This window comes from Paenibacillus sp. LC231 (assembly GCF_001860525.1).
Taxonomy (GTDB): Bacteria; Bacillota; Bacilli; order Paenibacillales; family Paenibacillaceae; genus Paenibacillus_AQ.
This window is the reverse complement of sequence record NZ_JFOM01000026.1, coordinates 274,919-297,430: the sequence shown is the minus strand read 5'-3', so window position 1 is coordinate 297,430 and position 22,512 is coordinate 274,919. Positions and strand designations below refer to the sequence as shown.

Here is a 22,512-nt window from a genome sequence, read left to right as displayed (position 1 = left end):
AATGGCTTCGTATGTATTGCTATTAAAAGAACACGAAGATGATGATATTGTTGTTTACAGATTTGGTCCAAACGAAGATGTTATGGGAAAAATTGAATTGAATAAGACTACTAGGAAGTTTGCTGAGTTAGAGTCTTTACCTGACCCAAGTATTCCAAGTAAATTTTATTTCGATAGAGCGGCTCAAAGATTGGTGGTTTGTTTGGTTCGGGAGGGGGGCAAATTCCCGGAAAGAACTGCATTTGAATCATAACTGATAACATCATAGGCACAATCTTAGCCGAGCGAAAACTCAGGGTAGCTCCCTGTATTCGCTCGGTTTTTTCGTTATGACTACCTTCCTATGAGCTTGAAACAAAATAGAGACAGTCTTTATACCATTGTTATATTACACTTAATTGAAGTTGTTGAATTTTATCAGATCACGTCATGTTTTATATGACTCATTGATTGTACTGATACAAAGGAGACTCCATTGGCTTCCACTCAGCCCGTGCTCCGGCTGGTAATGACTCGGTTCCGGTCGAAGCGGACGGTTGGGTGTGGGTCGGGACCGCAGAAGAACTGCTTATATCTATCGGAATCAAGCGTCTTACCTGGATTGGAATATCCGATTGACCGGCGACATCGATATGACCGGATATGATTGGGTACCCATAGCCGATGAAGCGACCGTCTTCAGCGGTATTTTCGATGGAAGGGAACACCGGATCGAAGGTCTCACTATCGATGGAGGAGCTCTACACAAGGACCGGAACAAAAGCCAGCTCGCAGCATCCTTCCATATGAGCAGAGCCACCTTTTACCGTCATATGCGTTTGGCCGAAAAACATCTGGCTTTTGTGTTAAGCGATTTGATGCGGTCCGGATTCTGAGCACGCATAGTAAAGGCGTAATTGTTATAGGATCCCATAGCACCTTTACGCAGGTTGTAGCATAGGACTGCAAGTGAAATACGCATCTCTTTAGGAGGTGCGTTTTTTGAGTTCTATACTTCTAGAGATACACACGATACTGCTAAAACCGAGGTTAGCACGATACAAGAAGCATAGCGCTGTGGGGCTTCTGAACCAAAAGGCACGATTCTTCCAGATTGCATACTCTCATGCTACTGATATGAAGGACTCTGGAACCTTTTCCATATCCTAGAAGGAGGATACAATAAGGTCCAATGAAACGTTGGAGAGGATGCAATTGCCTAGAATACTTGTTCCGCCCGAGGTGCTCATTCGGGTGTCGGAGGAAGCTGCCAGGGCAGCGGAAGAACTGGAAACGACCAAGAATCGGCTGGACCAGCAGATTACGTATATGATGTCTTCGTGGGAAGGAACGACCCGTTCGCGGTTTTTCGAAGATTTTCAGCATGCCCATGGGGAAATGAATAAAACGGTTGAGCATCTCAGGATCATCGGCCAGGAATTGAAAGCCATTGCCTTCCGGTTTATTTCAGCGAATACTGGGGTTGGAAGGATAAAAGATGGTTTTAAACAACTTGCTGAGAAAGTTATTATTGATGGTAGAGAGGCGGGGCTTACGAGAGACCAAGCACAACAGATACTCGAACGTGCTAAGGGGACTTACCCCGATCAGCAGATTCCAGGGGAAGTAGAAATATGGATTAATAATGGAAAGGTAACAAATTAGGAGGAATCAAAATATGGCTAGATTACAATGTAGGTGTGGCGAATACTTATCCACAGTTGAAGCTCCAAACGATGTTCAATTGCATGTCTATACAGATAGAGAATGGGACGATATTATAAACATGGGAGATTCTATAGATCCACTTTTAATACCTGATCCTAAGAAAGAAGTATGGAGATGTACTAATTGCGATAGAATTTACGTTTTTAACGAGGATAATACAGTTAGTAAAGTTTATGTAGTGGAACAGCAATAAGAAGATTTTACAAACTTAACAACAAGATCGTTCAATCATTATGAAGGCTTATTCCAACTTGATCATAGGTTGGGTATAAGCCTTTTTGCACTTTCAATCTATGAAACAGTGAAACTAAGGCCAAAAGTGGCTTTGCCATTTTTAGATAAAAAGGATGGGAAGCGGTGCTGAAGAAAATCCAGAATGAGCTGCAGAATCAGCTTCGAAGCCTGACTTTACTTTCCTTTATTAGAATTGTTGGGCGACTTCCTTAGGATGTGCGATTTCTTTTTCTTTAATAGCCGGAGCTTGCTCCGATGATGCCGTTCCTTCAACCAAAATCGCCTCAGTCGATATCCCATAGAACTGTAAAACCTTATTCAAATAGGTGTATCCCATTTCAAAATGCCGGTGCCATAAATTTGAAATTTGGTTATTGACTAATCAATCACAACTTGCTATAGTGTGATCATAAGTTAGTGATTGATCAATCACAAATAAGAGGAGTGTTGATGAACATGAAAAAAGCTATTGTAGTGGGTGCAACGGGTGGTACTGGTGCTGTTATTACGGCTGAGTTGGTAAAAAGGGGGTTGCCTGTGATTGCATTTGGACGGTCGCGGCAAAAGCTGGAGGAGCTTGCAAGAGAACTCGGCAATCCTTCACATCTTACGTTAGCAATCGGGGATGCATACCGGCCGGATGACATTGTAACAGCGGCAAAAGAAGCCGAGGTATTGTTCCATTGTGCGAACGTCCCATACCACGAAATGGAGAGTAAATTGATTCCGCTCGGCGAAGCCATAATGGAGGCTGCCAATCGATTAAGCTTGAAGGTTGTCGCAATAGACGGAATTTACCCTTATGGAAGAAGACAGATGGATTGGGTAACCGAGGAGCATCCCAAAAAACCTCATACAAAAAAGGGTAAAGTGCGCCTTGCTTTTGAGCAGATGATCTTTAGCAGCAGATGGAAGAATGTGTCTGCGATGATTGTTCGTTTGCCGGACTATTACGGACCGACTGCAAATCAAGCTTCCTATCTGGGAGGGACACTCGAAGCGATCGCGGCAGGCAAAATGGCATTTTTCATCGGAAACATGAAGGTTCCTCGCGAATATGTGTACTTGCCTGATGCGGCAGTTATGATTGTAGAGCTTGCGAGACAGGATCAGGCATATGGTCAAAATTGGAATATTCCTGGGGCGGATATTATTTCCGGTCATGAGATTGTCCGCATCGCCCAGCAAGCCTCCGGTATGAAGAAGCCTGTTATTGCTCTTGGCAAGGTTGGATTGTCGCTGCTCGGTCTATTCGTCCCCGTCATGAAGGAGATTGTCGAAATGCTTTACTTAACGAAGGAGCCGCTGCGCCTAAGCGGGGATAAATATAAGCGTTTTATCGGCCCAATTCCGGCTACGAAGCCGGCGGATGGAATTGCCGCAACGATTCGCGAACTGCAGAAAAAACGATGAACATTTTTATAAATAAGTAATTGATTGATCAATCATAAAAAGGAGTGAAAGCTTATGCGGAGGCTAACTTGGAAAGGGAAGGTCGGTATAGCGGGGTTGGGAGTGGCGATTCTGCTGGGTGCGTTGGTTGGCACGTACTTTTGGCAAATTCGCATGCAAAAACCATATGAAGTAAATATGGGCGAAATGCATCACATGGAAGGGATGGCGGGCCATCAGCATGGAACCGCCTCTGCAGCAACCCACCAGGCTTCACTGGCGACACGGTCATGCGAAGCAATTACAGAGGGGGAGAGCGACGCGCCCGTACGCGAGTTTCGGCTCACGGCCTCACAGAGCGAGAAAAAATTAGATAATGGAGGCACCGAGAAGGTTTGGGCATTCAACGGCCTCACGCCAGGACCAGAAATTCGAGTTGCCGAAGGCGAAAGAGTCCGTGTCGTGCTAGACAACAAGGACATTCAAGATCCTTCCAATCACATCTTTTTGCCGTGGACTATCCTTTATTCAGCAGCCGATAGAGATTGAGTGCCAATTGAATCTGGAATAACTCGTCAGCGTTTTTTAAGTTGGAATTCAGCAGCTCCTTGATTTTGTCGATGCGATAGATGAAGGTGTTGCGGTGGATGAACATCGCTTTGGCGGCCTCCGTTACATTCTGATTATGCATGAAATAGTATTCCAGCGTAGAGATAAAGCTGGTGTTGAACGTTTGATCATGATGATAGATGACGCCAAGTGTGTTGTAGAAGAACTCTTCCATCTCGGCAGGCTTGATATTGGAATCGAGAAAATGATAGACGGCATAATCTTCAAAATGGGAGATGATCCGATTGTCTTTGAATCGCTGCATCAATCGCATGGCTTCCTGGGCTTCGAAGAAGCTTCGATGAAGTGAAGAGAACGTCTTATACTGACTGCCAATACCGATAAGAAACTGAGTTTTCTTCATTTCTCGGGTCAACAGCTCGACCAGCTCATGGGCGAAAGCCTTCGTTTCGTTGACGGTAACCGGCGGTTTATTCTCATTCTTCCCAACCAATATGATGATCTGCTGGCTTCGGTAGTAACATGTGAGCTCCCCGTTGGCTTTACTGGACAAGCCGTGGATCAGGTTGACACACTTCTTCACCATATGCTCCAGCTCGTATTTGCGGTATACGATATCCTTGTAGCTTTCCAGAAGGGTCGGTTCAATATGAACGACCATGCAGTAGTAGGTATAGTTGATATTCAGCCCATGCAGATCCGACTGCGAGTGCAGCGTCTCGGTCGAGGTGATGTTGCCGGACAATAAGTCGTCAAAGAAGTCGTGCCGGATTTTGAGCTTCACTTCCTCTAGCTCTTTGGCCTTCATGCGATCCATGGCAAGGATGGTTGATCCGTGCTCTAACGCCAAATTATCCAATTCCGTCAGCTTGCGAACGGTTTGGAAGACGACGATGTATCCGTACACATGGCTGGACACCGAGATCGGCATGATACGGCATTTGAACGATTGCCCCTTATGATCGTAGTCGCGCTGGATCGATTTCTTGATTTCGCTTACATATTGCGGGATGGCTTCAGTAAATTCGGAAGGGAAGATGGGTCTGTTCTTCTGGAGCGACAAGAACTCCTCCAGCGGTGTCTTATTATCCGGATGGTCCGTATAACAGAGCAGATTCCAGTCCCAGTCGAGAATCAGGAGCGGATTATGGATGATGTCAGCCAATTCGGCCGAAATTTGTTCGATGCCGCCTCCTTCCAGCGGGATTTTGAACAGCGCGTTATGCAGGTCGAGTGATCTGCGATTTAGCGCGTCATAGTCGGCATTGGTCTTCTCATTAATGATCGCGATCACCCTGGACAAGGTGTATTCAAAAGGGAGCTCCAGCAGTGGAAGTCCATACTTGTTCGCCAGATCGATCATGTTTTGCGGAATCCGGTCAAAATAACGTTTCATTTTGATGCACAGTCCCGCGCAGTTGTTCTCGGCCAATTCATGAATGACCCGATTCTGCAGTTCTTCGCTATCTTTAAAAATATATCCGGTAGACAGGAGCAGCTCATTCGATGCCAGCCAATCGAATACATCCGGATTTTCAATAATATTCACAATGGATATCTGGTGATCGATTCCTGCCGCCCCTGCAACGAGCTTAATGCCTTCGATCGCTTTGATCTGAAGGATGTCCCTGATGGTTAGCATTCTTAACACACACCTTTGTTATTGTTCTTCATTGTGCAATATGCACAGCGAATACGCTTTGTTTTTAGTATCGCTGTACAATGACCGCAGCTTAACCCTGGATTACAATAAGGGTGTCAGGAGGGCTTCGAAATTTTAAGTGTGATATAATTCACAAAATATCCTTTTAGCTATGGAAGGTCATTCATCTGTTATATGTTCGACGTTTATATGCTGGCTAATTTTGAATTCAGTATAGCATCTAAGGTCATTTATCCACAACTAAGGTAGGGCCGATCCAAGGTGAATGACGCATTCAAAAGGATAACCTGACAAAAGACAGCACTTGTCCATCTGTAAGTTAAGGAGGCGATATAACGGGAAGCTGCGGGAAGACAACAAGTACAGAAGCCGTTTGTGTTGTAAGCGCCGCCATCTCTTGCGACGCGGGATTCCTCCAACAAATAAGGAGCTTGAAATTTAATGGGACGGTACACAGCATCTTTGATCGAACGGTGAACCTGAAGTGCCGGACGAACGGTGAATTATATACGATTGCCACTGACAGCGTGGACAATGCGCCCAATACGCTGGTCACGGACATCGACAGCTTTTCCAAACGGGGGCTGGTGATTGGAGATGAGGTCTATGCGGAGGGAGAGCGGTTATACGTAGGGAAGAATGCAGCCGTTATGCTTCAGCAAGTCCATGTATGGCGGAGCAAGCTCCCATCCTATCCCGAAGACGAAGATATCTTAAGAAACCATGTAGCTGAAGCGCAGTTATGGATTGAAGCTCACGGCAAGGCCGGTGGGATGAAGCGATCGGCAGAGACCGGAAATTCCTTCGATCAGGAAATGGATAGATTGCTGAGAGAGCGCTCTGCGGGGCTCCTTGAAGCGTTATCCAAAGGCGAAGTCAGTCTTGCATCTCATTATGCAATTCAACTAATAGGCTTGGGCCCTGGTCTGACTCCGTCGGGCGACGACTTCTTGGTCGGATTGTATGCCGTTATGAATCTAACGAATGGTCCGTTGTTCAAGATCCGCCATATGTGCGAGCGGGTTGTGGCAGCATCGGCTGATAGGAGCAATCCGATTAGCTATATGGCTTTAAAGAAAGCTGCAAGCGGCCAGGTAAGGGAATCCATAGGAGAGTTCATGCATCATATGATCCATGGCAGTAAGACTGAGGTTATTTCGAGATTATCCAGGGTACTCGGTACCGGTTCTACATCAGGAACGGATATCGCGCTTGGGCTGGTGAATGGTTTGAAGCTTAGCATAGAAAGAAATGGGAGGTAAAGCATGTCGACTAAAGTTGTGATTAAAAAGAATACGTACTTTGATTCCGTCTCACTGATGTCACTGTCAACCAAAGCGAATCAATTAGATGGCGTCGATCAGGCCTTTATCGCAATGGGGACGCAGATGAACAAGGAAGTGCTGGCTAATGTCGGACTCATGACCCCGGAGCTGGAGGAAGCCAAGGGAAGCGATCTGATGATCGTCATTAAAGCGGTCTCTGAAGAGTTCGTAGAAAGCGCTTACGAAGGTGTGGAGGCCCTATTTAACAGCAAGGGTAGCGAGGCAGGAAACAGTGAGCTCACGTTCCCGACGATCGACTCAGCTGCAAGAAATCTTCCTTCGGCCAAGCTGGCCGTCATTTCAGTAAACGGACTGTTCGCAGCCAGAGAAGCCAGAAAGGCGCTGGAGAATGATCTCCACGTCATGCTGTTCAGCGATAACGTCAGCGTGGAAGAGGAGATCGAGCTCAAGAACATGGCGCATGAGCGCGGTTTGCTCATGATGGGACCGGACTGCGGGACGGCCATCATTGGAGGTGTGGGGCTCTGCTTTGCCAATAAAGTGCGCCCGGGAAGCATCGGCATCGTAGGAGCATCCGGAACGGGAAGTCAGGAGGTCAGCGTTCGGGTTCATGACTTTGGCGGCGGGATCTCCCAGCTGATCGGCACGGGGGGACGCGATTTAAGCGAACGCGTTGGCGGCATCATGATGCTGGACGGCATGAGAGCGCTTAATGCAGATGAAGCGACCAAGGTTATTGTCCTGGTCTCGAAGCCGCCGGCCAAGAGCGTGGAGGAGAAGGTGCTCGCCGAGATCAAGAACATGAGCAAGCCAGTTGTGGTGTGCTTTATCGGCGGAACGGAAGAAGCCGTGGTAAACGCTGGCGGACATTTCGCCAAAACGACGAAAGAAGCGGCGTTGAAAGCCGTTATCCTGTCGGGCGTCGACGAGAGCACCATCGATAAACATCCGCTGAATCTGCCTCTCATCGAGGAGATCAAGGCCAAGCTAAAGCCGGAGCAACAATATATCCGTGGATTGTTCTGCGGCGGAACGCTGTGCGACGAAGCCATGTACCTGGCGATGGAGCAATACGAGGATGTATACAGCAATATTCCGAAGGATCCGAAGTACCGGCTGAAGGATATTCACGTCAGTCAGGGTCACACATTTATCGATTTCGGGGACGACGAGTTCACCGACGGCAAGCCTCATCCGATGATCGATCCTTCTTCCCGGATTGCCAGATTCAAGCAGGAAGCTAAAGATCCATCGGTTGGCGTTATCGTGATGGACTTCGTTCTTGGATACGGAGCTCACGAGGATCCAGTCGGGGTCATGCTTCCGGCGATTATGGAAGCCAAGCAGGCCGCTGAACAAGAAGGAAGGCATTTGGAGATCATCGGCTATGTGCTGGGCACGTATCTCGATACACCGTCTGTGGAAGAGCAGTTAAATAAACTGGTATCTGCGGGAGTTACGTATGCCAGCAGCAGTACGAATACAGGGCTTCTTGCCAGAGGCTTCGTCGAGAAAGGAGTATGACATGAATAGAATCAACGAGCTATTTAACAGCGAGCTTCATGTAATCAATGTGGGTCTGGAAATGTTTAAAGATGATATTTTGAAGCAAGAAGGGAAGGTTTCCCACCTGGAGTGGAAACCCCCGGGCGGCGGTAAGCCTGAGGTGATCGCACTGCTTGACAAGCTGGATCAGCCGGACATTCAGGAGAAAATCGAAGCGGCGAATAAGCTGGCCATGGAGCGGATCATCAACTCCCAGCCGGTATTGATCGGATTCGATCAGGCGATTCATGTTGTGCCGGGCATGACCAAAAAGACGATCCTGCACGCAGGTCCGCCAATAACATGGGAGCGAATGAGCGGACCGATGAAGGGCGCGGTTACGGGCGCACTGGTCTTCGAAGGCTTGGCCAGCAATCTGGATGAAGCGGCGGAACTTGCGGCATCGGGTGAAATCACGTTCTCCCCATGCCATGAGCATAACTGCGTAGGCTCGATGGCTGGGGTAACCTCAGCCTCCATGTTCATGCACATCGTGGAGAATCGGACATACGGCAACATCGCGTACACGAACCTGAGCGAGCAGCTGTCCAAAATACTGCGGATGGGCGCCAATGACGAAACGGTCATCGCCCGCCTCAATTGGATGAGAGACGTGCTGGGCCCGATGCTCCGGGATGCGATGAAGTTCTCTGAGAATGGCATTGACCTCCGATTGATGCTGTCGCAGGCGCTTCATATGGGGGATGAATGCCATAACCGCAACAATGCCGGTACAACGCTGTTAATCCAAGCATTAACGCCGCTGATTCTGCGGACGGACTTCCCTACCGAGCAGCAAATCGAGGTGTTTAATTTTGTGGCAAGCAGCGATTACTTCTCCGGCCCGACCTGGATGGCGCTCTGTAAATGTGCGTTGGATGCGGCGCATGGGATTGAATACAGCACTATCGTGACCACCATGGCCCGCAATGGGGTTGAATTCGGCATTCGCGTCAGCGGCATGCCAGGCAACACCTGGTTCACCGGACCGGCACAAAAGGTGGTTGGCCCCATGTTCGCAGGTTATAAGCCGGAGGATGCAGGCCTTGATATCGGCGATAGTGCAATCACGGAAACCTACGGAATTGGCGGATTCGCAATGGCTACCGCTCCGGCGATTGTGGCGCTTGTCGGCGGCACCGTGGATGAAGCCATGAATTATTCAGTCAAGATGAAGGAGATTACGACCACGGAAAATCCGAACGTCACGATTCCTTTGCTGAACTTCAGCGGCATTCCAACGGGCATTGATATTCGCAAAGTGGCCCAAACCGGAATCATGCCTGTGATCAACACGGCCATCGCGCATAAAGACCCGGGAATCGGAATGATTGGAGCGGGCATCACGCATCCTCCGGTGGACTGCTTTGAACAGGCGCTGCAGGCTCTAAGCCAGCGCATCCAGTCCTAGATTGGCAGCCCCTCAGACATGCGCTCACGTCGAGGGGCACCTGAAATGCTAGATCTATAAGCGTATTGATCTAAGGAGGCTTTTATATGGATCAGGTACTCATGAAAATGTTATGGAAAAAAGGAGATTGGGCTGCGTTTTTCGGCTTGCTTGCCAATAATCTAACCAATCTGCTGACCATGATTTCACTTTTGATATTCGTTGTAGGTTTTCCGGAAGATATGGTCTACGGGAGAGTAGTCCCTGCCTTCGGATTCGCTATCTTTATCGCAAGCATGGCTTACGGTTGGTTTGGATACAAGCTGGCAAAGAAGACGGGCCGAAGTGACATTACCGCGTTGCCTTCGGGTCCGAGCGCCCCATCAATATTTACCGTTACTTTTCTGGTGCTGATTCCGGTATTCAGACAGACCAATGATGCAACGTTTGCGCTCCAGATCGGTCTGGTATGGTGCTTCTTCGAAGCCTTGATCCTCGTTGTGGGTTCCTTCTTGGGGGATTTGCTCAGAAAGGTCATTCCAAGAACCGTTCTCTTATCCTGTTTGTCCGGGCTTGGATTGCTGCTGCTTGCCATGAACCCGATGCTGCAATCATTCGAAACACCGATCGTTGCTTTTATCGTACTGGTCATCATCTTTATCAACTGGTTCGGTAAATCCCCGATATTCAAAAAAATCCCGACCGGCTTTCTGCTGCTCATTGCTGGCACCGTCCTGGCCTGGGTATTCGGATTGCAAAATCCGGAGGCGATTACGGCTGCACTGTCCACGCTCGGCTTTAATCCGCCTGAAGTGCACATTACAAGCCTGTTCCAGGGAATTCCTCATGCGCTGCCGTACTTGGCATCGGCTATACCTTTGGGGCTCGCCAATTATATTTTCGACCTGGAGAACATCGAAAGCGCGCATGCAGCGGGTGATCATTACAACACCCGGAACGTCATGCTGACAAACGGCGTGGCTTCCAGCATCGGCGCATTCACGGGCAACCCGTTCCCGGTTACCGTGTACATCGGGCATGCTGGCTGGAAATCCATCGGTGCGGGTCTTGGGTATACGATTGCATCCGGTTTTGCCATGCTAATCATTTCGCTCTTTGGAATAGGAGCGCTGCTCCTGTCCATCATTCCGGTTGTCGCGATTGTACCGATCCTGGTCTATGTTGGCGTGGTCACGGCCAATCAGGTCGTCCGGGAGACGCCGAAGATTGAAGTGCCCGTCATCTTCATCACCTTATTTCCTTGGATCGCCAATTGGGCCTTAACCTTGGCCAATAACATCTTTAGTGCTGCTGAAACGACGGCTTCCAAGGTGGGCATCGATTTATTGTTAAGCAAAGGCGTGTATTATAACGGTCTGAACCATCTGGGGAACGGTGCGCCGCTTAGCAGCTTGATCTGGGGATCGATCGCCATCTTTGCCATACTGAATAAGCCGCTGCGGGCTGCCGTGTTCGCGGCCATCGCTGCCGTCCTGTCCTTATTCGGCATCATCCACGCGCCGACGGTCGGATTTGCCCAGGATGCACTGATGCCGTTCGTATATGCTTACCTGATGGTTGCGGCGTTGTTTGTGTATAAGCACTTTACCGATCTTCGCGATCCGGCAAACCAATTGCAGTCAGATTAATGCCGGCACGCGCTGGTATGAATATGCAGATCTGAACGACAAGATTGAAAACATTAAAATGAGGAGGTCACTCCATGAATGCTGAAGCGATGAATGACGAACTCATTCTGGCATGCGACCGGGGAGATTTGGCTGCAGTAGAGCAGTTATTGAAGCGTGGTGCCGATGTTCATCACAAGGACAGCCAGGGCCGGACGGCACTAATGGCTGCAACTCAGAAAAATCAGGTCTCCCTTGCCAAAAAGTTAATTGAAGCCGGCAGCGACGTGAATGCAAGAGACATCACCATGTTAACCCCATACCTATGTGCAGGAGCTAACGGCTTTCATGAAATCCTGCGCCTGACTATTCAAGCAGGAGCGGATATCACGAGCGTGAACCGGTTTGGTGGTACAACGTTGCTGCCGTCAAGCGAAAAGGGATATTTAAGAACCGTTCAGATTTGCCTGGAAGCAGGCGTTGCCGTTAATTATATGAATAATCTGGGTTGGTCCGCCCTGCTGGAGGCTGTCATTCTTGGAAACGGGGGCCGGCTGTACTCCGATATCATTCAGCTTCTGGTTGGAGCAGGGGCCGACGTGCACCTGAAGGATCGGGACGGAAAGTCATCTCTCCAGCATGCCGCAGAGATGAAGCAGCATAAGGTAATAAAGATTCTGAACAAACAAAGCGTAATTATCCCGGAAAGCATCCAACGAGCGAAAGAGCTGGCGAAGGCAGAGAAGTACGAGGAAGCCATCACGATCATAGACAATGCGCTGGGGCAAGAGGGGAATCCTAATGACCTCTACTACTACAAAGGTTACTGTTCCGGAGAATTAGGACGTTATGATGAGGCTCTGGCTGCTTACAATCAAGCCCTGTCGCTTGATCCCGGCGATCTCGACTTCTATTTTTATACCGCCAATGCTTATCGGATGATGAAACATCCGGAAGAAGCCATTGCCGAATATGACAAAGCGATTGAGCGGAAGCCGGAGGAGACGTTCTACCGCTATCATAAATCCAATTATTTAAGAGAACTGGGCAGGCACGAGGAAGCCGTCATCGTGATGGATCAGCTGTTAGCCCAGCAGCCTTGGCGTTATGATTTTTCCTTCCACAAGGCGAACAGCTTGAGATCGCTGGGTAAGCACCAAGAGGCTGCGGATACGATAGACAATGCAATTACGCATGACCGCACCAATGCGCTATATCATTATCATAAGGGGCAATCCCTGAATTTGCTTGGTAACTATGCGGCAGCGATCGAAGCGATGGATCAAGCTATTCAATGCGGTCCGGCTCATGCGGATTATTACTGCGAAAAAGCCAGTAGCCTGTTAGCGCTTAATCAGCCGGATCAGGCCATGAGGTTGATTGAACAAGCACAAGCTATTCATCCGGATCATGGTAGAGCCAAGAGCTTGAAAGAGACCATAATTGCTGCAATGCCATAATTCCATTCAAATGTCAACACGTCTTTACGAAACATCTAAGGTCTCTGGCGTGCCAAGAAAGCTGGGATTCTTCATATAGGACTCGTTATTATCGGCGCGCCTTATGGCTCGTTTATAGAGGATCACTCAGCCAGAGTCATCGGTTGATCGACCAGGAGGTAGTCATGGATAAATTTGTAGTTGTAGCCATTGGCGGTAATTCGTTAGTCAAGGATAATGGCCGCGAGTCGATTAAGGATCAATACGAAGCGGTATGTGAAATTGCAGCCAACATTGCGGACATGGTGCAAGCAGGCGTCAACGTGGTCGTTACCCACGGAAACGGGCCGCAGGTTGGATTCGAGCTGCGAAGGAGCGAGGTTGCTTCCGAGGTCATCGGCATGAATGCCGTTCCGCTGGTGAACTGCGTGGCGGACACGCAGGGCGGCATCGGCTACCAAATTCAACAGGCGTTAACGAATGAGTTTATCCAGCGTAACATCACGAAAAAAGTAGCGACCATCATTACACAGGTTGAGGTTAGCGAAGCCGACCGTAATTTCCGGGATCCATCCAAACCGGTGGGCTCTTTCTTCTCCCTGGAGCAAGCCGAGGAATTAAAACGCGAGCATCCCGAGTGGGTGATGATTGAGGATTCGGGCCGCGGATATCGAAGGGTTGTTCCTTCACCGGCTCCCATTGATATTGTCGAGAAGGATGCCATCCGTTCGCTGATCGAGTCCGGCTGTATCGTGATTGCCGTCGGCGGAGGAGGTATTCCTGTCATCAAGACGAAGGACCATACCTATGAAGGCATCGATGCGGTGATTGATAAGGACTTCGCCACAAGCTTATTGGCAGAGCAGGTAGATGCCGAAACGCTGATCATTACAACGGGCGTGCCCCAAGTATTCGTGAATTTCGGTACGCCGGATCAGAAGGCACTGGAGGAGGTCACCGTTGAAGAGATTAAACAGTATGTGAAAGAGGGGCATTTCCCGAAAGGCAGCATGCTCCCCAAAATTGAGGCGAGTCTTAATTTTCTAAAGAAACCCGGACGCCGAGTCATCATTACGAACCCGGAAAGCTTAAGCGATGCCATCAGGAAACAGGCGGGCACTCATATTGTGAGTTAATGGCGCAAGCTGGTGGCCAAAGAACCGCCAGAACAGCTATATCTACTTGGTTGAACATGGCCCGAGAGAGGATACTTTGAAAAAAGTGCCTCTCTCGGGTTTCTTTGCGATGATATTCGAATTTATCTATGGATATCGATGGTCATCAGGCACCGATATATTCTCTTAACACTGGGTCATATCTTGTATTTATATCAATATAATATACCGGTATTAACCAAATTCTATATTTGCGAGGTGTGCTATGAATTCCGTTTATATCACAAGTGTGGGAAAATTTCTCCCTGGTTCTCCGGTTAGTAACGATGAGATGGAAGATTATCTTGGCAAGATTGGAGGAAAGTCTTCCAAAACCAAACGACTTATTCTGGAGAAGAATCAAATTCGGTCCCGATATTATGCCATGGATAAAGAGCAAAAGAGTTTATATACCAACGCTGAGATGGCTTCTCTGGCCATTCAGGATGCTTTGGAACGAAACGGTAACGTCACCGATCAAGATATCGATTTCCTTGCGACAGGTACAACAAGAGCAGATTTGCTCCTGCCAGGGTTTGCGAGTATGGTGCATGCAGAGACTTGTTTACCCCCTATGGAAATTGCATCTCATTCCGGTTTATGCGCCAGCGGGATGCATGCACTCAAGAATGCGTATGTACATATAAAAGCTGGTGAGCATCGAGCAGCCATCGCCTGTTCCAGCGAGTTTTTGAGTCGCGAATTTAAACATACGAAATTTGAAGCACAGGGGATTTATAGCAATAACCGGGTGCCTTTTGACACGGATTTCTTACGGTTTATGCTTTCGGATGGGGCAGGAGCAGCCGTATTGCAAAATGAGCCTTCCTCCAATGGACCATCACTGCGTATTGAATGGATCGATAACCAGTCTTATGCGAACCAATATGAGGTCTGTATGTATTCAGGCATGAGTAAAGAGAATGGAATTCCCTCCTGGCTGGACTATCCTTCCATTCATGAAGCAGCCGATCAAGGAGCTCTAAATCTAAAGCAGGATGTAAGGCTCGTCAATGAAATAACAAAGGTAGGCACCAATCGATTATTGGAGTTGGTGGAGGAAGGGAGAATTGACCCTGAGAGAATTGACTGGATGGTGTGCCATTATTCATCGCATTTTTTCAGAGATGAAATCTTCCGGTTACTGGAACTTGGCGGAGTGAGGATTCCGGAAGAAAAATGGTTTACGAATTTATATACGAAAGGGAACACGGGCGCAGCATCGATCTATATTATGCTTGAGGAGCTGATGAATGAAGGGCATCTCGCTGAGGGAGAGCAGGTATTGTGCATCGTTCCCGAAAGCGGTAGATTCCAGACCTCGATTATGCTGCTGAGCGTAGTGTAAACAGAAAGACGCCATCATCAGAAGGCGTCTTTAATTTCCCTCATATAAACAGCCATCATCACGTACATGAAAGATTCTTCTTTTCAATAATATAAAGAGGAAAAAACACCATGAATTCGAATATACTCTAGAAACTATACGAAGAGAGGGATACGCTAATGGATATGCAGACACTAGCAGAGAAAATGAGTGCCGGCGTGTTTAACGATATTCTGAAACGTGACTTTTCACAGGACATGATTTCTGAATTAGAACAGATGAACGTAGACCAATTGGAAAACAAATTGAAAGACATATTAGCAGTACCAATAGATATATCCAAGGAGAGGGTATTCGAATATCTTCAATTGTATTATTCGGCATCTTGGCAGAATCTCTTCAAGGAGCTGAATATGCCCCGTGCTTTAAGTCTTTTGGAGGTTGGTGCCGGTGATGTCATTTACATTCCCAAGGCTGTAGACGCCTATTCCCATGAAGCGGGGTCCTATGTGACGGCCAACCTTAACAGGGACCTGACACACAATTTTCAGGAGAAAACGAAAGGAATGGACGTCAGCATACGGGTTGTTGAGGACGATGCCGCCAATATCGGTTTATATTATCCTGAGTCTTCTTTTGACGTTGTCGCTTTTCATCACGCTATTAACGATATCATCCAGACCATTATCGCTGATCGTGAGGGCATGGATACCGTAAATCAAGATTGGTGGACAATAGAACCTTTAATGCTGCAAGCTGTTATGGATTATCACCGAAAAGGCATATTAAAGGATGCAGCATATCAAGCGTTTATCCAACTCATGGACACAAGCTGTAAACAGTTAAAGAGCGGAGGATACATGATATTCGATAACATTACTTATGCAGGATATGATGAAATGGGTTATTCCTCCGAATTTCACAACGACTATATACAACTGGCTAGAAATTGGATCAGCGAAGCGAATCTAGGTCTGGAAGAGATCGAAGTCGATTCGTACGATAAGCAATGGTGGATGATACTGAGAAAAGTGTGATGAACCGCGCCTGGTTGAAAAAGGAAATGCTGCCGGCAATAATAGAATGGGGCTCCAATTCCAAATCTATCTAATTGTCAGGAGTTGATACAGAAGTGAGTAAGCCGGTTATGCAGGTCGCTCTGGTCGTCGGACCGGATTGCGATATGGAGAGCCAAGCGGTAAGGGCGGCTCTGGAGTGTTTCGGGGTGCGCGTTTTTACATACTGGATCGGGAGGCCGAATGATCTGATCTCCGTCTTGTCAGGTGACGATGTATATGATGGCACCGATATGATCCTGTTGAATTTTCACGGGGATGAAGGCAGCTTGATCATGCCGGAGCTCGGCGAAGAGGTATATGAGGAAGAGGAGCCGAAGGGCGACTTCGGGGCAGATGAGATTCGGCGCTATGCGAAGCTGGACGGAAAGACGGTGATCGCGAATGGCTGCTCGCTGGGGGATCCAGCACTGGCCGAAGCTTTCCTGGAGCGGAGCTGCAGGATGTATATCGGGCCGGATGACTATCCGGACGGCAACGATGCGCTGATGTTCGTTCTGCGGCTGTTCTATGAGATCGTTCAGCAGGGCAGGGACGTAAAGGAAGCCTTTGCCCAAGCTGTAGCGATGAGTGATGAACTATCCATGTACCGTTTGTATGAACAATAGCAATCATAGATAAAGATTCCACACCCCTGCTCATGCCTAGCAGGGGTGTATGTGCAATATAAGTACGATAGAGTACCTCTAGTATCTAGATTACTCGTTCTATCCATTCTTCTCCTCGAAATACTCCTGATACTGACTTGGCGTGACGTGGGCGTATTTTTTGAAGATGCTTATAAAATACTTGTAATCGCTAAATCCGATATCCTGCGCGATGGTATAAACTTTGTTATCGCCTGACTTCAGTAATTCGATCGATTTCTGGATCCGATAACGATTGAGAAACTCATTAAACGTATAGCTGGTCTCTGCCTTGAATTTCTGGTTCAGGTAATAGGCGCTTAAGCCGATCTCCTCCACGAGATCATGAATGCTGATCTTCTTGGCATAATTCTCCTGTACATAGGCGATCATTTTGGCCACGTATTTCGAGGTTTTGGTTTCCTTCTCCAGAAACTTGCTGTTTAGAATCTCTTCTTTTTCCTGCGGATGGTTCGAGATCACTTCATATTTGCGGATTAAATCCACTTTAGCTTTGGCCGATTCGAGTGCCGCGACCAGCTGCTCGTCCTCTAGGGGCTTTACCAGAAACTCGCTCACGCCTAACTGGAGCGCCTGCTGCGCAAGGTGGAATTCATTATAACCGGAGATAATAATGCTGCTGAAGGTATGCTGCTTGAGGCCTTCCCGAATCATCGAGATGCCATCCATGATCGGCATGGTGATGTCGGTTATGACGATATCCGGCTTGAGCTCGCAGATCTTCTCGTAACCATCCTGACCATTCAACCCTTCCTCAATGACGATGCAATCGTATTGAACCCAATCGATGCTAAACCGGATGCCCCTGCGAATCATATCCTCATCTTCGACCAGCAGTACTTTAAACATGATATCCACTCCATTCGTAAGGAATTGTTAGTGCCACGCAGGTGCCTTTTCCTTGCGCGCTGTCAATGTGGATGCCGGATTCTTCACCATATAGAAGAACTAAACGACGGTGAACGTTATACAGCCCGATATGCTGCGTCGTGTTCGTCTGGCTTTGCAAAATCTGATTCACTTCCTGCAGTCTCTCTTTACTCATGCCTTGCCCGTTGTCGCGAACCTCGAGAATGAGCTTGCCGGTGGAGGTGTAGATGTTAATCTCGATCAGCACATAACTTTGATTCTCATAGCCATATTTGATAGCGTTTTCGATAATCGGCTGCAGCAGAAGCTTGGGGACGTATACATCCAGTGTTTCCTCCGCTACGGTAATCCGATATTCCAGCCGATCATTGAACCGAATTTGCTGCAGCTTTAGATAATCCCGCACATAATTCATGTCATTCTTCAGTTGAACATTGCGATCATGTCCGATGCTGTACCTTAGCAAGCGGGATAGAATCAGCACGATGTCCTGAGCCTGATTGGCGTCGATCTTAATGGCATAGCGCAGGGTTTCCAGAACATTAAAAATAAAATGCGGATGGAACTGCGATTGCAGCTGCTTCACCTCAATAATGGTGCGAAGCTCCGACAGCTCTTTATTTTTCTCGATCAATTCTTTCAACCGATCCAGCATCACATTGTACTCATCGCCCAGAATTTGAAACTCGTCATTCGTCTGAATATCGACATAGCCATTGAAGTTTCCTTCGCGCAGCTGTGCCAAGGCATGAATTAATTTATCGATGGATTCGGAATTTCGTGTCGACATTTTGTTCGCCAGGAACTGGATCAACACCCACAGCAGCAGGCTGGCCGCAAGGACAAAGAAAGACACCGTATAATAGGTGTATTGCTCCGATTTATAGGAGTTCAGCGTAATGACTTGAATCGGTGTGTCAGGGATTCGTTTGGCATACATATAATACTTGCCTTCGTTCAGCAGAACATGTCCCCTGTTATCGAACTTGGGACTAAATTTGTTGAGAACGCCTTTGGTTACATTGCTGGTCGTGGCAATGATGGTGTTATGTTCATCCGTGATCATGGCAATCTCATTATTTTGTTCGAAAATCATCTTCTGAATGTCGGATTCGTACAGCTGATAGATGATATAGCCTACCGTCCGCTTGTCCTTCACGATGGCTTTGCCAAACGTGTAGCTAGTATCGCGGTCATGCGAATAACGAAAGCTGTTCATTTCGGTAAGCGTGTCGCCGGGCCGCTGATCGATCCGATGAATGAGATTGCCGAAGGCAAAATTGGAATACAGTGCATCCGCCGGGGCGGAGCTTGCCAGAAAGACCCCGTCCGTATTGACGATATGAAAAATACTCTTTACCTTCTGCCGGTTGTTGAAATCATAGAAGGCAGAGTACACCTGTTCGCTGCCCAGATGCGAGCTTACATAATTGATCACGGTAGGAGAAACGGCCATCCGGCGAATCTCCTCGTCGTACTGCTGATACACGCCGGATATGGACTGACTGATGGACTGGGCGGCTTCGGTCGTTTTTTGGGTTAGGTTCATTCTGCCATTAATAATCGTGAACACCAAAAACAATATGATTAAGATGGAGAACGGGATCATCGTATAGATGCGGAATAAATGACGGGTTGATTCCTTGAAGTTGCGATAATGTGTTGGTTTCATGCTGCCCTCCATCTGCGTTAAGGCCCTCGACCCTATTATACTGACTCGCGGTAACCGCAGATAATCCAAATACATCCAAGCCGGCCTTCATGCTGCAGGTGCCGACTTGGATGTAGTCTTTTGTTATGAATTCTTCACATTACATGGAAACTTCCTTTTGTCCGGAGAGCTTCAGGAAGACGAGCAGCGACACGACCGTAATGACGGTAAGAATGGTTGACAGCGCTGCCGCTACGCCGTAGTTCCCGCGGATGACCTCGGTGTAGATGGCAACCGTTACGGTCTTGGTTTTGCCTGTATACAGAATGATCGAAGTGCTTAGTTCGGTTATGATGGTAATCCAGCTTAAGATCGCGCCTGAGACGACGCCTGCCAGCATCATTGGAAGCGTGATCTTGAAGAACGTCTTCATCTGGGAAGCGCCCAGACTGATCGCCGCTTCCTCGATCCCATCGTTAATCTGATGCAGAATGGCTGCGCTGGATCGTATCGTATAGGGCAGGCGCCGGATGACAAACGAGATGATCATGATGACGGCCGTTCCGCTTAACGCCAGCGGCTTATTGTTGAACGTGATCAATAGAGCGATCCCCAGTATGGAGCCGGGAACGATATACGGGAACATGGTGAAGATATCCAGCGTATTCGTCAATGCATTCTTTCTGCGAACGGTTACGTAAGCAATCAGTATCGCTAACAGAATGATGACGACCAGCGACACGATAGCCAGGAAGAACGTGTTCAGAATGACGCCGCCAATATTACTGAAGGCATCCCGGTAGCTTTGGAGCGAGAACCCTTCAACGAAGATTCTGCCGTTGGATTTCAGGAACGAAGTATAGATGACATAGAGCTGCGGCAGCAGCGCGATTAACGTATACAGATAGATAACGGCATGAGCCGCAATGTTGCCGATGCCCTTCTTCTTCTTGGCTTCGATCGGATGCAGTGCGCTCATCGTAAAGGATTTACGATTAGCTACGAATTTTTGCAGCAGGAAGATCGTGGTGGCGAACAGAACGACGATGACACTGATCGCCGCTGCAAAGCCGTCATCGCCGCCGACCTCACTGATGAACTCGTTAAAGATCAGTACAGGCACGGTCTTGTATCCCTCACCGATCAGCATCGGCGTACCAAAATCGGCAAGCGCACGCATGAAGACGAGCAGGCCGCCTGCCAGCAAGGTTGGCGTAATGAGCGGGAGGAGCACTTTGCGCATTTTGCCCAAGCCTGTATAACCCATGCTCTCGGCTGCTTCCATCAACGATTGATCCATATTCTTCAGTGCGCCGGACACATACATGAAGATCAGAGGAACCATCTGCAAGGTTAAGACCACCAAGATCCCCGTAAATCCGTAGATATCCGGCATCGTAATGCCGAATGTGCTGCTAACGAATTTCGTAATGACGCCGCTTCTGCCCAGCAGCAGGATCCAGGAGTAAGCGCCAATGAAAGGAGCCGACATCGAGGAGATCAGAATCATGACCCGAATGGCCGAGCTGCCTTTAATCTTCACCGTTGCCATAATATAGGCCAGCGGCGTTGCGATAATGGCGGCAAGCAAGGTTACGCTGACGGTGACTTTCACGCTGTTGAACAGCGCGTTTAAATAATAGGGCTTACTGAAAAACTTCGTGAAATAGGCGAGGGAAAAATCGCCTGTCGTTCCGTTGTACACACTCTTGAACAGCATCGTAAACAAAGGCAGAGCGAGAAAAAGAATGTAGAACACAAAGATCAGTAACGAAATGTTGGTCCAGACGTCAAATCGTTTGCGCGTCTCTCTCATAGCCGAGCGCCCCTAGTATAGTTCAGTTCGCCTGCCGCATCATAGACATTGATCTTCTCTTTTTTTACTTTGAGATAGATGACTTGGCCAGGCTCGAGGATCTGTGACGTTGTTGATTCCTGCGTAATCTCCATGCGTTGACCGGACGACAAGTCCACAAAATAATGGGTGTTCTGCCCCAAAAATACGCTGTGCACAATCGTTGCCTTCATGCCGGTTTGGTCCTCGGTTAGAATGAACTCTTCCGGCCGAACCGAGATTTGAACGTTAAGCGTATCAGCCTTGGCATCGGATTTCGGAACCTCGATGTTAGACAGCTCTTCCATATAGCCGGAGCCGAAGTGCAGGACATAGCTGTCTGCCAATTTGGTTAAAGTACCGCCAAGAATGTTGGTACGGCCGATAAAGGTTGCAACGAATACGTTTGCAGGACGCTGGTAAATCTCCTGTGGCGTTCCGAGATGCTGAATCACGCCGGATTTCATGACCGCGATGCGGTCGGATACCGCCATGGCTTCCTCCTGATCGTGCGTAACGTAGACGGTGGTAATCCCGACTTCTCGCTGAATGTCTTTAATGGCGTTACGCATGTCGACCCGAAGCTTGGCATCCAGGTTGGATAGAGGCTCATCCATCAGCAGGACATCCGGGCGGATAACGATCGCTCTGGCTAGCGCAACGCGCTGCTGCTGGCCGCCGGACAGATTCTTCGGCATACGATCTTTATAGGGCTCAATCTGAACGACCTTTAAGATGTCATCCACTTTGGCGTTAATCTCCGCTTTGGATAATTTTCGATTCTCCAGTCCGAACGCGATGTTTCCTTTGACGGTTAAGTGAGGGAAGATCGCATAGCTCTGAAAGACCATCCCGATATTCCGCTTGCCCGGTTCCACCTGGTTAATAACGCGCTCGTTAAAATGAATGGTTCCGCCTTCAATGCTGTTGAAGCCGGCGATCATGCGCAGCAGGGTCGTCTTGCCGCACCCGGAAGGCCCGAGAAGGGTGAAGAATTCACCCTTTTTAATCTCCAGGGACAGCTCGGGAATGACGGTTGTGTCGCCGTATTTTTTGATTAAGTCTTGAATGGTTATGGTTACGCTCATGGTTGTCACCT

The 22,512-nt window shown here is 48.2% G+C and carries 21 protein-coding genes; 15 read left to right on the top strand and 6 right to left on the bottom strand.

The features are described 5' to 3' along the window. The first annotated feature begins 1 nt into the window (after position 1). From AK95_RS18515 to AK95_RS18500, 4 genes are all read left to right on the top strand, one after another. Complete coding sequence (locus AK95_RS18515) at positions 2-253, top strand: hypothetical protein (RefSeq protein ID WP_071221372.1); 252 nt, start codon at positions 2-4, stop codon at positions 251-253. A gap of 289 nt (positions 254-542) precedes the next feature. Continuing rightward, positions 543-875: a hypothetical protein gene (locus tag AK95_RS18510; protein WP_071221371.1), complete on the top strand. Its 333-nt coding sequence runs from the start codon at positions 543-545 to the stop codon at positions 873-875. 313 nt (positions 876-1,188) lie between these two features. Beyond that, the gene (locus AK95_RS34845; RefSeq protein ID WP_071221370.1) at positions 1,189-1,644 is read left to right on the top strand and encodes a WXG100 family type VII secretion target; all 456 of its coding nucleotides are present in this window, start codon (positions 1,189-1,191) and stop codon (positions 1,642-1,644) included. A 13-nt stretch (positions 1,645-1,657) separates the two neighbouring features. Continuing rightward, complete coding sequence (locus tag AK95_RS18500; protein WP_071221369.1) at positions 1,658-1,900, top strand: hypothetical protein; 243 nt, start codon at positions 1,658-1,660, stop codon at positions 1,898-1,900. 228 nt (positions 1,901-2,128) lie between these two features. On the opposite strand, the gene AK95_RS35155 is transcribed toward AK95_RS18500, so the two are convergent. Further along, positions 2,129-2,263 carry a hypothetical protein gene (locus tag AK95_RS35155; RefSeq protein WP_268801968.1) on the bottom strand — a complete coding sequence of 45 codons (135 nt, stop codon included), beginning with the start codon at positions 2,261-2,263 and terminating at the stop codon, positions 2,129-2,131. A gap of 134 nt (positions 2,264-2,397) precedes the next feature. Here AK95_RS35155 and AK95_RS18495 point away from each other — a divergent pair, with 134 nt between their 5' ends. Continuing rightward, a complete protein-coding gene (locus tag AK95_RS18495; protein ID WP_201259400.1) occupies positions 2,398-3,354 on the top strand; it encodes an SDR family NAD(P)-dependent oxidoreductase in 957 nt (318 codons plus the stop codon). Between the two features lie 102 nt (positions 3,355-3,456). Beyond that, positions 3,457-3,882, top strand: a complete 426-nt coding sequence (locus AK95_RS18490; RefSeq protein WP_235613146.1) for a multicopper oxidase domain-containing protein — start codon at positions 3,457-3,459, stop codon at positions 3,880-3,882. Here AK95_RS18490 and AK95_RS18485 read toward each other — a convergent pair. Next, entirely contained in the window at positions 3,851-5,545 is a 1,695-nt protein-coding gene (locus tag AK95_RS18485; protein WP_071221366.1) for a PucR family transcriptional regulator, read from the bottom strand. The two genes, AK95_RS18490 and AK95_RS18485, sit on opposite strands and share 32 nt — an antisense overlap. Before the next feature lie 452 nt (positions 5,546-5,997). Here AK95_RS18485 and AK95_RS18480 point away from each other — a divergent pair, with 452 nt between their 5' ends. The 9 genes from AK95_RS18480 to AK95_RS18440 all read left to right on the top strand — a co-directional run bounded on the left by AK95_RS18480 (position 5,998) and on the right by AK95_RS18440 (position 17,019). Continuing rightward, complete coding sequence (locus AK95_RS18480) at positions 5,998-6,828, top strand: oxamate carbamoyltransferase subunit AllH family protein (protein WP_083397659.1); 831 nt, start codon at positions 5,998-6,000, stop codon at positions 6,826-6,828. 3 nt (positions 6,829-6,831) lie between these two features. Continuing rightward, positions 6,832-8,376, top strand: coding sequence for an acyl-CoA synthetase FdrA (gene fdrA, locus AK95_RS18475; RefSeq protein WP_071221364.1), 1,545 nt, complete (start codon positions 6,832-6,834; stop codon positions 8,374-8,376). Between the two features lies 1 nt (position 8,377). After that, positions 8,378-9,808 (top strand): YlbE family protein, encoded by a 1,431-nt coding sequence (locus AK95_RS18470; protein WP_071221363.1) that lies wholly within the window; start codon positions 8,378-8,380, stop codon positions 9,806-9,808. 86 nt (positions 9,809-9,894) lie between these two features. Then, entirely contained in the window at positions 9,895-11,436 is a 1,542-nt protein-coding gene (locus tag AK95_RS34840) for a xanthine permease (RefSeq protein ID WP_071221362.1), read from the top strand. 74 nt (positions 11,437-11,510) lie between these two features. Then, complete coding sequence (locus AK95_RS18460; protein ID WP_071221361.1) at positions 11,511-12,875, top strand: tetratricopeptide repeat protein; 1,365 nt, start codon at positions 11,511-11,513, stop codon at positions 12,873-12,875. Positions 12,876-13,039: 164 nt separating this feature from the next. Further along, a complete protein-coding gene (locus AK95_RS18455) occupies positions 13,040-13,990 on the top strand; it encodes a carbamate kinase family protein (RefSeq protein WP_071221360.1) in 951 nt (316 codons plus the stop codon). Between the two features lie 244 nt (positions 13,991-14,234). Further along, positions 14,235-15,356, top strand: a complete 1,122-nt coding sequence (locus AK95_RS18450; RefSeq protein WP_071221359.1) for a beta-ketoacyl-ACP synthase III — start codon at positions 14,235-14,237, stop codon at positions 15,354-15,356. A 158-nt stretch (positions 15,357-15,514) separates the two neighbouring features. Then, on the top strand, positions 15,515-16,372 hold the full coding sequence (locus AK95_RS18445) for a class I SAM-dependent methyltransferase (RefSeq protein WP_071221358.1): 858 nt from the start codon (positions 15,515-15,517) through the stop codon (positions 16,370-16,372). A gap of 95 nt (positions 16,373-16,467) precedes the next feature. Then, positions 16,468-17,019 (top strand): delta-aminolevulinic acid dehydratase, encoded by a 552-nt coding sequence (locus tag AK95_RS18440; RefSeq protein WP_071221357.1) that lies wholly within the window; start codon positions 16,468-16,470, stop codon positions 17,017-17,019. Positions 17,020-17,118: 99 nt separating this feature from the next. Here the strand turns inward: AK95_RS18440 and AK95_RS18435 are convergent, their stop codons facing one another. The 4 genes from AK95_RS18435 to AK95_RS18420 form a co-directional block, all read right to left on the bottom strand. Further along, positions 17,119-17,907, bottom strand: coding sequence for a response regulator transcription factor (locus AK95_RS18435; protein ID WP_071221356.1), 789 nt, complete (start codon positions 17,905-17,907; stop codon positions 17,119-17,121). Then, positions 17,900-19,600: a sensor histidine kinase gene (locus AK95_RS18430; RefSeq protein ID WP_071221355.1), complete on the bottom strand. Its 1,701-nt coding sequence runs from the start codon at positions 19,598-19,600 to the stop codon at positions 17,900-17,902. Before AK95_RS18430 ends, AK95_RS18435 begins: the two co-directional genes overlap by 8 nt. A gap of 139 nt (positions 19,601-19,739) precedes the next feature. Further along, entirely contained in the window at positions 19,740-21,395 is a 1,656-nt protein-coding gene (locus tag AK95_RS18425) for an ABC transporter permease (protein WP_071221354.1), read from the bottom strand. Then, positions 21,392-22,501 carry an ABC transporter ATP-binding protein gene (locus tag AK95_RS18420; RefSeq protein WP_071221353.1) on the bottom strand — a complete coding sequence of 370 codons (1,110 nt, stop codon included), beginning with the start codon at positions 22,499-22,501 and terminating at the stop codon, positions 21,392-21,394. Before AK95_RS18420 ends, AK95_RS18425 begins: the two co-directional genes overlap by 4 nt. Positions 22,502-22,512: the final 11 nt, after the last annotated feature.